Annotated in this window: 12 protein-coding genes and 1 pseudogene; 12 read left to right on the forward strand and 1 reads right to left on the reverse strand. The window is 34.9% G+C overall.

The genetic code is table 11. The annotated features are described in order from the left end of the window. The first annotated feature begins 25 nt into the window (after positions 1-25). The 5 genes from AC6H04_RS11035 to AC6H04_RS11055 all read left to right on the forward strand — a co-directional run bounded on the left by AC6H04_RS11035 (position 26) and on the right by AC6H04_RS11055 (position 5,225). Positions 26-1,390 carry a hypothetical protein gene (locus AC6H04_RS11035; RefSeq protein ID WP_497571718.1) on the forward strand — a complete coding sequence of 455 codons (1,365 nt, stop codon included), beginning with the start codon at positions 26-28 and terminating at the stop codon, positions 1,388-1,390. Between the two features lie 44 nt (positions 1,391-1,434). Next, positions 1,435-2,304, forward strand: a complete 870-nt coding sequence (gene rfbA, locus AC6H04_RS11040; protein ID WP_497571719.1) for a glucose-1-phosphate thymidylyltransferase RfbA — start codon at positions 1,435-1,437, stop codon at positions 2,302-2,304. 2 nt (positions 2,305-2,306) lie between these two features. Continuing rightward, positions 2,307-2,888, forward strand: a complete 582-nt coding sequence (gene rfbC / locus AC6H04_RS11045) for a dTDP-4-dehydrorhamnose 3,5-epimerase (RefSeq protein WP_497571720.1) — start codon at positions 2,307-2,309, stop codon at positions 2,886-2,888. A gap of 11 nt (positions 2,889-2,899) precedes the next feature. After that, on the forward strand, positions 2,900-3,931 hold the full coding sequence (rfbB, locus tag AC6H04_RS11050) for a dTDP-glucose 4,6-dehydratase (RefSeq protein ID WP_497571721.1): 1,032 nt from the start codon (positions 2,900-2,902) through the stop codon (positions 3,929-3,931). A gap of 394 nt (positions 3,932-4,325) precedes the next feature. Further along, complete coding sequence (locus tag AC6H04_RS11055) at positions 4,326-5,225, forward strand: glycosyltransferase family 2 protein (RefSeq protein WP_497571722.1); 900 nt, start codon at positions 4,326-4,328, stop codon at positions 5,223-5,225. 293 nt (positions 5,226-5,518) lie between these two features. On the opposite strand, the gene AC6H04_RS11060 is transcribed toward AC6H04_RS11055, so the two are convergent. After that, the gene (locus tag AC6H04_RS11060) at positions 5,519-6,376 is read right to left on the reverse strand and encodes a glycosyltransferase family 2 protein (RefSeq protein WP_497571723.1); all 858 of its coding nucleotides are present in this window, start codon (positions 6,374-6,376) and stop codon (positions 5,519-5,521) included. A gap of 1,032 nt (positions 6,377-7,408) precedes the next feature. Between AC6H04_RS11060 and AC6H04_RS11065 the strand changes: the two genes are divergently transcribed. From AC6H04_RS11065 to AC6H04_RS11095, 7 genes and pseudogenes are all read left to right on the forward strand, one after another. Beyond that, a complete protein-coding gene (locus tag AC6H04_RS11065; RefSeq protein WP_497571724.1) occupies positions 7,409-8,752 on the forward strand; it encodes an O-antigen polymerase in 1,344 nt (447 codons plus the stop codon). Then, the gene (locus tag AC6H04_RS11070; protein ID WP_497571725.1) at positions 8,749-9,027 is read left to right on the forward strand and encodes a hypothetical protein; all 279 of its coding nucleotides are present in this window, start codon (positions 8,749-8,751) and stop codon (positions 9,025-9,027) included. Before AC6H04_RS11065 ends, AC6H04_RS11070 begins: the two co-directional genes overlap by 4 nt. After that, entirely contained in the window at positions 9,024-10,439 is a 1,416-nt protein-coding gene (locus tag AC6H04_RS11075; protein ID WP_497571726.1) for an oligosaccharide flippase family protein, read from the forward strand. The genes AC6H04_RS11070 and AC6H04_RS11075 overlap by 4 nt, the downstream gene beginning before the upstream one ends. A gap of 471 nt (positions 10,440-10,910) precedes the next feature. After that, positions 10,911-11,753 carry a dTDP-4-dehydrorhamnose reductase gene (rfbD, locus tag AC6H04_RS11080; protein ID WP_497571732.1) on the forward strand — a complete coding sequence of 281 codons (843 nt, stop codon included), beginning with the start codon at positions 10,911-10,913 and terminating at the stop codon, positions 11,751-11,753. 22 nt (positions 11,754-11,775) lie between these two features. Further along, positions 11,776-12,882: a UDP-galactopyranose mutase gene (gene glf, locus AC6H04_RS11085; RefSeq protein WP_497571727.1), complete on the forward strand. Its 1,107-nt coding sequence runs from the start codon at positions 11,776-11,778 to the stop codon at positions 12,880-12,882. A gap of 53 nt (positions 12,883-12,935) precedes the next feature. Next, positions 12,936-13,637, forward strand: a pseudogene (locus tag AC6H04_RS11090) (dTDP-glucose 4,6-dehydratase); the annotation flags it as partial. Positions 13,638-13,901: 264 nt separating this feature from the next. After that, positions 13,902-14,272 (forward strand): helix-turn-helix domain-containing protein (locus tag AC6H04_RS11095; RefSeq protein ID WP_497571728.1); only part of this gene is annotated, 371 nt, incomplete at its 3' end.

Here is a 14,272-nt window from a genome sequence, read left to right on the forward strand (position 1 = left end):
TCAAATTGTAAATGGGAGTATAATGATGTCTTTTTTCTTTCGTAGATATTTCAGAAAAAGAAGAAGTAGAAAACGTTTTAGACAAAAATATATACAGTTGGATTCTAAGTTAATCAAGAAAAACAAAAGTAAAAAGGTTCTCGTCATTTTACATTTATTTTATCCGCAGAGTTGGTTGGAAATTCAAGAGTATTTAATCAACTTGGACGTCTATGAATGGGATCTGATTGTTACATACCCCGTTGATTTAAGCCAAAAAAAAGATATGCAGACGGCATTAAATCATGTCAAAAAATTCAAACAGGATGTTACTTTAATTCCTTGTGAGAATAAAGGATTTGATATTGGTCCATTTTTCTTTGCTTTAAAAGAAGTCGATTATCATAAATACGATGTAATTTTCAAAATACAATCAAAAGGTGTATTCAGAAAGAGAATATATATATATAAGCAATTATTTAGGAATCGAGATTGGTTTTTAAATCTATTTGAGGGAATACTTGGGCCGCATAATGTTCATTTAGTGGTGAATAATTTAAGCAACGGAACAAAATATCAACTTGCTGCCGCAAAAAATTTGTTTGTGCGAGACCCATATTATAAGGTTAATTTAGTTAATAAGAGATTAAATGATGTTGGACTAAAATTGCCCCAGAATTATCGATTTGTTGCTGGTTCCTGTTTTGCAATCAGGCCTGAGTTATTAGATAAATTAGTAGTGCTACATTTAAATCCAGATGATTTTAAACCAGTTCCTGTTAGCCGAGGTCTGTCACTAGCCCATGCCCTAGAGCGATTTATTAGTACAGTTAAAGAAGATAATTTTTTTGGAACAAATTGTGGAAACACGGGTTTTATAAAAAAAATAGAAGAAAATTTTTATGAAAAATACTCAGCAGAAAATCGATTAAAGTCGTATAAAATTAATGACGAATTTTTCTTTCAGTGTTTTGACAATCGTATGGTTAGTTTAAGGAAAAGAGTAGTTAGAATTCGCAATCTGGGTGTTATATCTCCCATTACAAATAAATACCAAAAGATTGAACAAACAGCGCCTTATCAATATTTACTTGGTGAAAAAGACGTGTATGAGAAGTATTGCGAATTTCACTCAACACACAATTTACCAGTAATGACAGTTGAACGCTTTGACACATTGATTAATAAAATTGAACGTGAAGGTTATAATGAGACCAACCCAATTCTGGTTCAAGAAGATAACATAATTTTAGATGGACAACATAGATCTAGCATTTTGGCAAAAATGAAAGGTCTTAATGCGACAATTTCTGTCTTAGAAGTTGTTGTCATAAACAAAAAATGGATTTTAAAGAAGATTATTCCTAATATTTTGTTAAAAGAGTACTATAAGAAGAAATTTCAATATTAATTTTGAAGCTGAATTAACTTTAAAATAATGAGAGGGCAGATATTATGAAAGGCATTATCCTTGCAGGAGGATCTGGTACACGGTTATACCCTATTACAGAAGCAATATCCAAACAACTGGTGCCAATTTATGACAAACCAATGATCTATTATCCACTTTCTACAATGATGCTAGCGGGTATTAGGGACATATTGTTAATTTCGACGCCACGAGATCAAACAAATTTTAAGGAACTTTTAAGCGATGGTTCTCAGCTAGGTCTTAGTATTAATTATAAAATTCAAAAAGAGCCTAACGGGTTGGCGGAAGCCTTTATCCTTGGTGCTGATTTTATTGGTGATGATTCAGTATGCCTAATTCTTGGTGACAATATTTATTACGGTAGTGGCTTGTCGGAAATGGTGCAACGTAGCGCAAACAAGCACTCTGGTGCAACTGTATTTGGTTATCAAGTCAATGATCCTGAACGATTTGGTGTGGTAGAATTTGATAAGGATCGTCATGTTAAATCGATTGAAGAAAAGCCAGAACATCCAGCTAGTAACTATGCTGTCACGGGCATGTATTTCTATGATAATCAAGTTGTAGATATTGCCAAAAATCTAAAACCTTCACCACGTGGTGAGCTTGAAATTACCGATGTTAACAAGGAATACCTCAAACGCGGTCAGTTAGACGTGGAACTTCTCGGACGTGGTTACGCTTGGCTAGATACGGGTACTCACGAATCATTGCATGAAGCTTCAGGCTTTATCGAAACTGTTCAGAAACGTCAGAATCTGAAGATTGCATGTCTTGAAGAAGTTGCGTATCGAATGGGCTACATTGACAAAGAACAAGTTTATAAATTGGCACAGCCACTGAAAAAGAATGACTATGGTCAATATTTATTGAGAATGATTGAGGAGGACTAATTTTGGGTAAATTAAAAGTAACAACAACCAAGTTACAAGATGTTAAAATTATTGAACCAGCTGTTTTTGGTGATCACCGTGGATTCTTTGAGGAAACATACTCTGATCGTGATTTTAAAGAAGCTGGTATTGATTTTGAATTTATTCAGGACAACCAGTCATTATCAACTCAAGCTGGTGTTTTACGTGGCCTGCACTTTCAACGTGGTGAAGCAGCCCAAACTAAATTGATTCGTGTTGTCACGGGTGCCGTCCTTGATGTCATTGTGGATGTTCGTAAAGGCTCTCCTACATATAAGCAGTGGGAAGGTTACGTTATTTCCGAAAGTAACCACCGCCAATTACTTGTTCCTCGTGGTTTTGCTCATGGTTTTGTCACATTAACTAATAACGTTAACTTTTTATATAAGTGTGATCACTATTATGATGCCCAAGCTGATGGCGGCTTCTCATTTAAGACTCCTGAACTTGGGATTACTTGGCCTATTGATTTTGATACTGCTATTACCTCTGAAAAAGATGCTAATCAACCAAGCTTCACAGAATTTGAAAAAGATAATCCGTTTGTTTACGGCGAAATTTAAGGAGACTGCACATGGATAATTTAATCGTAACTGGTGCTGCCGGCTTTATTGGTTCTAATTTTGTACACTATGTAGTTGAACACCATCCAGAAGTTAAACACATTACAGTTTTGGATAAGTTAACCTACGCTGGTAATCGTGCAAATTTAGCTGGTTTGCCAGAAGACCGAGTTGAATTGGTTGTTGGCGATATTTGTGATGCTGATTTAGTTGATAAGTTAGTTTCTAAAGCCGATGCAGTTGTTCACTATGCTGCTGAAAGCCATAATGACAACTCATTGATTGACCCTTCACCATTTATTCAAACTAACATCGTTGGATCATATACACTCATTCAAGCCTGCGTGAAGTATGGGGTGCGCTATCATCATATTTCGACTGATGAAGTGTATGGGGATTTACCGTTACGTGAAGACTTGCCAGGCCATGGTGAAGGCAAAGGCGAGAAGTTCACACCTGATTCTCCATACCGTCCAAGCAGTCCTTATTCATCTTCAAAGGCTAGTTCGGACTTACTAGTACGTGCCTGGGTTCGTTCTTTCGGCTTGAAAGCTACAATTTCTAATTGTTCAAACAATTACGGCCCTTACCAACATATCGAGAAGTTCATTCCACGACAGATTACTAACATTCTTAGCGGTATCCGTCCTAAACTATATGGAACTGGTAAGAATGTACGTGACTGGATTCATACTAATGACCATTCACGTGCGGTTTGGGATATTTTGACCAAAGGAAAAATTGGCGAGACATACTTAATTGGTGCCGATGGTGAAAAGAACAACAAAGAAGTTCTTGAATTGATTTTAAAGATGATGGGACAACCAAGCGATGCTTATGATCAAGTGAAGGATCGTCCTGGCCATGATTTACGATATGCGATTGATTCAACCAAATTGCGTGAAGAGTTAGGCTGGAAACCAGAATTTACGGACTTTGAGTCTGGTCTTCAACATACCATTGATTGGTATCGTGAACATGAAGATTGGTGGAAAGCTGAGAAGACTGCCGTTGAAGCTAAATATGCTAAGAACGGTCAGTAATCACAGCTAGTGAGCATAAATAATGATTGTGAAGATTTGTCGAAGGGCAAATCTTTTTTAAAACTGGTGGAGTGCTTAATATCAAACCGCTAATAATGGTTTCTGAGGGCCACTATAACCTAAGGTTTTAAGGTATTAAGTAAAGAATGCAAAAGCTGTAAGACCTTAGTTAACTTTAGAGATAATATGATGGATCCTATCCTTGGATGAGTTTACTGAGAAATTTATTAAGGATAAAGGTATCGAGTTTTTTTAGGCCTAGATAGGTTTCCACGAAAAGATTAACTTAAACTTTTTTGAATTTTCAAGGAATCATATCAGCTAATTTTAATATATTTAACCAGGAAATGTGTTCTGAATTCAAGGGGAAATTTAGTTAGGCGAGGAAATAATGATGAGTGAAAATTATTCAGTAGATAGTGTTATTGTAACTTTTAATAAATTAGAACTACTTAAAGAATGTTTAGATGCAAATTTGCAACAATCAATAAAACTAAAGCATATTTTTATTATCGATAATAATTCTACAGATGGCACACGTGAGTATCTAGATGAAATGATGAAAAGGCATTCCAACATAATTCCCATTCATATGCCTAAAAATATTGGAGGAGCAGGCGGATTTAATCGTGGCATTAGAAGCTATATGGAAAAGAGCAATTCAGATTTCGTTTGGGTTATGGATGACGATACTATTCCAAATAAAGACAGTTTATTTGAACTAGTGAAGCCAATTAATAAAATTGTTAAATTTGGTTTCTTGGCAAGCAATGTACGTTGGATTGATGGCAGTGCTATGAATATTCCGGTACCAACGAAAGATTGGAACCAGGAAACTTCTAATGGACTAATTAAAATTTTAAGAACGACATTTGTTTCTTTTTTAACTTCTAGAAAAATGATCCTAAAGGTAGGATTGCCCATTACCGACTTTTTTATTTGGGGCGATGATACCGAATATACGTTGAGGATTTCAAATTTACAACAAAATAATTATTGTGCATTGAATTCTGTGGTTACACATAAAACATCTCAAAATAGTGGAGGGGGAATAATGGATGAAGAAGATGTAACTCGTATTAAACGATATTATTATTCGAATCGAAACTTGTTTTATGTAGTTAGAAAGTACGCTAGTATGAAAAGTGCAATTGTTGAAATCTTTAGAAGAATTTCCTTAGTTTGTCAATTGCTGATTCATGGGAAGAAAAATAAATTTTTGAAAGCTTGGATGGTCATTAAGGGAACTACAGCAGGTGTGTTCTATAATCCCGAAATTGAAAGGATTTCTTAATGTTAATGATTGATTTACATTGAAATATAATTCTCTTTTTCTATTATTTAGTGTAGGAACTCCAATGATAATAGGAAAATTCCATCATGATTTCCTCAAAAAATGACGAGTGATTAACTTGGTTCGAAAACTAGGCATAAAAATCACCTCATCGTAATCGATAAGATGAGGTGATTTTTTACTTGATTTGAATAATGGCTTGGTTATATTGAGAATAAAATGAGTAAACCCATCTTATGTTAATTATTTAAATAATATCTGATTAATTTGATTGCTTTAATCTTTACCTCTAGTTATTTGTGGATTAACCCTTGAATTATTCCAGAAAGCGATCTTTTAATTTTTTTGCTCCTTGGCGAAGTCATTACTAATACCTCTCTTAAATTGAGAATTTCGTGAATTAAAGTTCGCCAAGGAGAGCCAAAATTTCTATGTCTTTTCATCACAATTATTCTGTTTCTATTTAAATAAAATAAACGTTGTGCTGAATGATCATGTAAATCTCTTTTGCTAACTAATAATATATGTGATAACAAGCTATTTTGAATAGGACTTCCTATTTCATGACTAAATTCAATCACATTATCTCTATAAATTTGATACCCTGATTCTATTAATTTATAATCAAAATCATAATCAACAAAATCAATAAATAGGTCTTCTGAAAAACCCTTAACTTCCTGCCATGCATTGACGAGAACCAGATTCCCTGATGATATTACTTTATTTATTACTTGAATTTTGGGTTTTCTTTCATTCCTCACAGACTCTATTTTATTACGATCCCATTGTCTATCAATATAGGCTCCTGTAATAATTCCTACATTTTTTAATGGTAGAGTGGCTATTAACAGCGAGACATAACTGTCAGGGAGTACTGTATCCTGATCCAAGGTTAAAACCCAATCATATAAATCATGTTTGAATTTCTTAAATCCAACGTTTTGTGCTTTTGCAATACCTAAGTTTTCTGATAATTTCATCAAAGAAACATTTTTAAATAAGTTAATTAATCTTTCTATATCTTGAATATTCTTTGACCCATTATCTACAACAATAACTTTCTGAACCTGCTTACTGGTGGAAGTAATGTTTCCCTTAAGTTGATTAATGTTTGGATTATAAGTAACTATAACAGACCCAATTTTCATGTCTAAATTGCTCCTAAAAATAAGTTAATTCGTTTCTACTTTTTTGGTTCTCTCCAAGTAACATACAATTGTAATGCTTTTCTATCAAAAAGCAACCCTAGTAGGGGAGAATCCCTGAATTATCTAATAAAAAGTTGATTTTAAATTGTGCAATAGCCTCTTATGTAACATGAAGCTGATTTACTATTAAATTTGGTGTATACACTGAGATACCGTTGTTCATATGATTCTTAGTGTTTTTAAAGCTTTGATTAATAAAATAATATAAACAATATCGCTAATCTTCAGTTGAACAGTGATATTTACGTTGTTAGATTGTAATATGTACAAGTCAATCGGGAAACCTTCTCTGTTTTGCCATAAAAAGCTTGACCCCTTTATGCAACAAGTGCAAAATAAAATCTAGTGAGTTGAAAATGTGGCTTTATTAGTCTGTATGGTCTCTGGAAAGTATAGTTGAATTGATTACGACTTGGCAGTTTTTAATTGAGTTAATTATAAGAGTTTTATTCTAGACGAGTGATTTCGATATTGTTATATCACGAACTATTAGTAGAAGAGTGAAGTGTTCGGGGTAATTTTATCCTTACAAACACGGCATAGTACCAGGAAGCAAGTAATTGGTTCTACATCAACTTTGGCTAACAATAAATGTAGGCCCAATTTTTTTAACGTAAGAGGTAAAGGATTGAGGCAGCGGTATCAAAGAGTGAAAAAATCAAGTAGATAAATGAACTATTTCAGAACCTTTTAATCTAAAAATACCCGCAAAAGAGGACACTTACGTGATAGACTTATTGCGCTAGTGCCTTTATGTGTTTACAAAAGAGATTAATAGAATCACATACACGATTAAAAGGTATATGGGGATATTATGAATTAATTAATCGGAAACAGTAAGTAAAGTATTCTGGATTTTCGGCAGCTGGTTGATTTGTTATTTGACCTTTGGTGATTGTCGCATTTGATATTACTTGAGTGTTGAATTTAAATTTTTATTGTGATTGTGTCATACGATTGGAGAATTGAGCATTGATATATTTAGTTATTACTTTAGTCCTATTATTTTTGGTTGCCTACTATTTTAATCACAGAGAACTTATTTCGCCATCTGTTTTGTTTACTGGCGCTTTATTATTCGGAGCAATTTGGGCATGGGTGAACGAAAAAAACTGGTCTTTATCACTCAGTTTAAAAACATATTTTGTAATTATATTTGGAGTGGGAGAGTTTGTACTTGTGGCAACAATCTTGGGAAAATTGTTTGACCGTAGGCAAGTAAATAAGCAAGAATTAAACAGTGATAATAGTGGAATAGTATCCGAACACTTTCATTGGAACTCAGCCTTGGTTGTTATTGATGTTATCCAGGTAATCGCAATAATTGTAATTGCAAAATCTGTTGTTGGCGTTACTGGCATCCATAATCTTTCCGCAGCTGTGAGTGCAATAAATACAAGTAATGCACCAAACTATACCGGAGTTGCAATAACGCTACCGAGATTAGCAGTTTGGGCGTCAAGATTTACTTTTTCTGCTGGTCTTTTTTTTGGTTATCATTTTATGAAAGTGATTGTTTTTGATCAGAAAATTAATATACCTTTATTATTATCGCTGTTACTTGGTGCTGGTTCATCTTTATTATCAGGTGCCCGTGGGCAGTTGATTTATGTGTTGGTTGCTCTTGTAGCATATTATTATTTCTTTGCAAAGCAAAAAGAAGGATGGGTTCCAAAAACTAATTTTTGGTCTTTGATTTTCGTGATAATTGGGAGTTTACTCGTTATTTCAGTTTTTCAGTGGTCAGCCAAGCTTTTAGGTCGAACAACTGAAATGACAACGTTTCAATATATTTCAATTTATACAGGAGCCGAGATTAAAAACCTTGATATTTTTATTAATAATACTATTTTTCCTATTCACACGGGAATCTGGGGTCAACAGACTTTTGTGAATCAAATTCATTTTATTGGTAGAATTTTTCACTCTAACTTAGTAAATAGTAAACTGGATTTACCCTTTCAGTACGTTAATGGCTATAATCTTGGAAATGTTTATACTACTTTTTATCCGTGGCTGTATGATTTTGGCTATACGGGGTTGGGAATATTAACTGGCATAATGGCAATTCTTACTGAAACGCTTTATTTATGGGCGAAATTTACGAAAATAAGCAAAAGTACTTCCATTGGTATTATGTTGTATGGGTACATTTCAAGTTTTATTGCTTTATCATTTTTCTCGAATAAGTTTTATGAAAATATAACAATTAATTTAATATATTATGTTCTTTTTGCTATTCTTCTTGATCTTATTTTTTTTGGATTTGGAAGAAGAACAACCCATGTAAAAGATAAAAATGGAGATAGCATATGAAATTTTTAGTTTTTGAATCCAGAGTTTTTAGTGCAGTTTTTGTCCATGAGACTGACAATTTAGGCAATCAAGTTAAGCAAGTTAAGGTGGTAGAGAAAATTGACCACACTGTAGGAAATATTTATGGAAAATTTGTTACTGGTAATACTGAAAAGCAATGGGGGCAAAAGATCAACAATTTATGTATGTCTGTTGTTTCTCGCCTACTGGAGCGTTTAAGATACGATCACAACGAAGGTTGTCAAGCAAAAATTTGGAGAATAATAGTCGCATGAGGGTAGTAAAAAATTATTTATACAACGCTTCCTATCAATTGTTCGTACTTCTAGTCCCACTGATTACCACACCATACCTAGCACGTGTTTTGGGCCCTACCGGAGTGGGTATTAATTCTTACACAAGTTCTATTGTTCAATACTTTATTTTTTTTGGTAGTATTGGTGTGAATTTATACGGTAATAAGCAAGTGGCTTTTGTCAGGGATAATCAAAATAAACTAACACAAACTTTTTACGAAATCTTCTTTATGCGCATAGTAACAATCATAATTGCCTTTTTAGCTTTTGTGGTGTTCCTATTTTTTATTGGACATTATCAAAAATACTATTTAGCTCAGTCTTTATCCATTATTGCCGCTGCCTTTGATATATCATGGTTTTTCATGGGCGTTGAAAATTTTGCTGTAACCGTTCTTAGAAATGTTGTTATAAAAATCATTACGTTAATTAGTATTTTTGTTTTAGTGAAATCTTATGCTGATTTGGATATTTATATTTTGATATTGTCAATATCATTACTTCTAGGTAATTTAACATTATTTCCAAGCTTAAAAAGGTATATAGGTGCGCCGAAGTGGCAAAATTTGAACTTATGGCGACATCTTTTGCCAGCTGTCTTACTGTTCATTCCACAGATCGCGTCTCAAGTTTATCTAGTGTTAAATAAGACCATGCTAGGGTCAATGATTTCAGTGAGATCAGCTGGATATTTTGATCAATCTGATAAGATGGTAAAAATGGTGTTGGCGGTTGTTACTGCAAGTGGAACAGTGATGTTACCACATGTTGCTAATGCTTTTGCAAATGGTCAACGTGAAAAAACAAAGCAGTTTCTTTATAAAAGTTTTTCTTTTGTAACCGCGCTCGCTGTCCCGATGACATTAGGGCTAATGGCTGTTACACCAACTTTTGTCCCTTTATTTTTCACTAGCAAATTTGATACTGTTATATCGGTTATGATGATTGAATCAGTAGTTATTTTGTTAATTGCATGGAGTAATGCAATCGGCACACAATATTTATTGCCAACAAACCAAACAAAAAAATTTACAGCTTCGGTGGTGATTGGAGCTATAGTTAATTTAATTGCAAATATTCCTTTGATTTTGGCATGGGGTGCTGTAGGTGCATCTATCGCAACAGTTATTTCCGAGACTGCTGTTACGATGTATCAGCTATCCTCTATTCGTAAGCAGATAAGTTATAATAGCTTATTTAATGATACTGGAAAGTATCTCTTCTCGGGTTTGATTATGTTTATTTGTGTATTAACTTTAAATCAAAAATTACCTGCAACTTGGCTAATGCTGATTATAGAAGTTATATTGGGAATCTTAATTTATACGATAGGATTGTTTAGTTTACATGCTGATATAATGCAAGAAGTAAAAAAAATATTAAAAAGATAATCATTAATATTGTCAAATTAAGTACAATAACTTTAATTATATTAAACAGATTGTTGAAAAGCTGTAAAGTATGTTCATAAGATGTAGAAAAAGTCTGCAGGTGTGCAGAACTAGCTGAGGTTCAAGAAATTCATGACTATTTGCACTTTCTTATTCTTCTTGGGAACGTTGTAGCAGTGAGACCACAGTGGGCTCTTCCAAGAATGTATTTTCAAAAGGTCATTATCGCATGACTTCGGCATTATCCAGGTTCTAGCTGTTCGGGATGTCCATAACTATTGAACAAGACGTTTACTATCTTAGCTGCTTATAAAGTGAACTGGTGTTTGGCCTTTAACTATTACTAGACTAAATATGAAAATAAGTCCAAAGCTTTGCACTTGATTTGACAATTTTGGAATATGACTAAATAATGATTATTGAGATTTGTCGAGGGGCAAATCTTTTTTTGAATAATTTTGAGGAGACTATATCATGAAGTATTTAGTAACGGGTTCAAAGGGACAGTTAGGTACTGAATTATCAAAGATGCTAGAACGTAAGGGTGCAGATTTCGTTGGTTACGATTCCAAAGAAATGGATATTACTGATTATGATGCTGTTACAGCTAAGGTTAATGAAATCAAACCAGATGTTATCTTTCATTGTGCTGCATACACAGCGGTTGACCCGGCTGAAGATGAGGGTAAAAAAGCTAATTGGAACGTTAACGTTGATGGGACTCGTAATGTTGCCAAAGCTGCTAAAAATGCTGGAGCAACTTTAGTTTATATCAGCACTGATTATGTATTTGATGGTAAAAAAGAGTCTGAGTATCAAGTAGATGACAAAACTAATCCACAAACGGAGTATGGTCGGGCAAAATTAGCCGGTGAAGAGGCTATTCGTGAAATCATGGATAACTACTACATTATCCGGACATCGTGGGTATTCGGCCAATATGGGAAGAATTTCGTGTTTACCATGTTACGGTTAGCCGAGACGCATGATACTTTAACAGTGGTTAATGATCAGGTTGGTAGGCCTACTTGGACATATACATTAGCTGAATTTATGATTTATGCGGTTGAACATCAGGTTGAGTATGGCATTTATCAATTGTCTAATGATGGTTCATGTACTTGGTATGAATTTGCTAAAGAGATTTTGAAGGAAAAGGATGTAAAGGTACTGCCGGTTACATCCGCTGAATTTCCACAGAAGGCTTCGAGACCGGAGCATTCGGTTATGAGTTTAAAGAAAATTAAAGAGACTGGTTTTGCTATAATTAATTGGAAAGAAGCATTATCTGAGTTTAAAAATGCAATAAACTAAACTTTAAAAACGAGGAGAAATCATGAAATTACTAGTTGTCGGTGCCGGCATATTCGGTGCGGTTGTTGCTAACGAAGCAGCTAAAAGGGGCCATCATGTAACCGTTATTGAAAAAAGAAATCATATCGCAGGAAATATTTATACTGAAGATGTTGATGGCATTCAAGTTCATCGATATGGGGCTCATATTTTTCACACAAGTAATAGGAAAATTTGGGACTATATTAATCAGTTTGCTGAATTTAATCGTTATACTAACAGTCCGATTGCTAACTATAATGGTGAGATTTACAATATGCCTTTTAATATGAACACCTTTAATAAAATGTGGGGGGTTAAAACTCCTCAAGAAGCACAAAATAAGATAGATCAACAACGTCAGGAGATGGCCGGCAAAAAGCCTTCTAATTTAGAAGAACAGGCTATTTCATTGATTGGTCGTGATATCTATGAAAAACTCGTTAAGGGGTACACTGAGAAACAGTGGGGACAAAAGGCAACTGAACTACCAGCTTTTATCATTAGACGATTGCCGGTCCGTTTAACGTACGACAATAATTACTTTAATGATGCTTATCAAGGCATTCCGATTGGCGGTTATACACAGATTGTCGAGAAGTTATTAGATAACAAATTGATTGATGTGCATACGAATGTTGATTTTTACGATAACAAAGAAGAATATTTAAATAATTTTGACAAAGTTATTTTTACAGGGATGATTGATCAATTCTTTAATTACCAACTTGGAGAACTAGAATATCGCAGTTTAAAGTTTGAAACGGAAGAACTTGATGTCGATAACTTCCAAGGGAATGCGGTTGTGAACTATACTGATGCGAAGACACCGTATACTAGAATTATTGAACATAAACATTTTGAATTTGGAAAAGGTGCAAAAGGAAAGACAGTTATCACAAGAGAATATCCGCAGAATTGGTCACGTGGTGATGAACCGTATTATCCAGTTAATAACGCTCAGAATGATGCATTATACAAGAAATATCAGGGAATGGCTCAAAAAATGCCGAATGTCGTTTTTGGTGGTCGTTTAGGTCAATATCGTTACTTTAATATGGATCAGACTATTATGGCGGCTTTAAAAGTTGTTGATAGGATTTTTGAATAATAATTGTAGAAAGATGCGCTTGATCCAATTGGTTTAGGGGCATCTTTTTAATATCTGAATCACATGTTGATCGATTGATTGAGAATCCTGATACCTTTGTGCAGACTAACGTGGAAGGGACGATGGCACTGCTGGATGTTGCTAGAGAAGCAGGACTGTCGAAGTTCATCCAGATATCCACGGATGAGGTTTATGGTGCATTGGGAAAGACGGGGTCCTTTACCGAAGCATCACCGTTGCAGCCTAACTCACCTTATTCAGCCAGCAAAGCTTCCGCGGATATGCTGTCGAGAGCTTACTTTGAAACCTATGGCCTGAATGTGTCGATTACGCGCAGTTCGAACAACTACGGGCCACGGCAGCATCATGAGAAGCTGATACCACGGACGATTACCCGTGGTCTAGCAGGGAAGACGTTGCCAATCTAGGGTGATGGTGAGAACGTGCGGGATTGGCTATACGTCATGGATAATTGCCGGGCGATTGATTTAGTGATGCGTCGTGGGCGTGCTGGTGAAGTCTATAATATCGGCGGGCACAACGAGCGGTCGAATAATGAAATCGTGCGGTTGATTTGTGCGGAGCTGGGAATTAGTGAAGCTCGAATCGAGTATGTCGCTGATCGGCTGGGACATGATTGGCGGTATGCGGTGGATAGTTCGAAGATTGAGAGGGAGTTGGGGTGGAAGGCGGTTGCGGAGTTTGAGGAGGAGTTTGCGCGGACGGTTGAGTGGTATAAAAAATTGAAACGCTAGAGATTTAGCAAATATCAGATGAAATCCTACTTTCATAATTGATGGAGGTAGGATTTTTTGATTCACCAAAAAATAAGCGGTTACTAGGAAACAAATTTTAGAAATTTGAGTGTCGAAACCAGTTAATAGTCAGCACTGGTCTATACCTATAATACAATTTGATTTGCCTTCATAATAGGATTAAATCGTATTGTGAATCAACCATACACTAATACTTGAATTATGCTGAACGTGTTGTTACTCTCAGGGTGAGGGAGTGAAAAAATGAAAAATAATAATAATCCAAGTCAAATCTGCTTTAATAAATTAGGTGATATCTTAAAGGAGCGGAATCTTTCCATAGAAAGGTTTTGTAAACTAACAGAGATGGGTATCTCGACTGTGACACGTGTTGTGAAGGATCCTCACGCAGATATTTTGAAGTCAACTGCTCACGCTATTAGTTTGGCTCTCGATCTTCAGGAAGATGATTGGTATATTTGGACAGATAATTATGGTTATCTTTCGAATGGTTTTACTAAGGAACATTTAAAAGTTCTTGACGATGAGATGGAAAAGCTTGGAATTCAATTGGACTACCAAGTGTATTCTGCTAGGCGGTCGATGAACGTTGGAACAAAGTATGCTAATAACAG

This window comes from Secundilactobacillus sp. MJ173 (assembly GCF_059704265.1).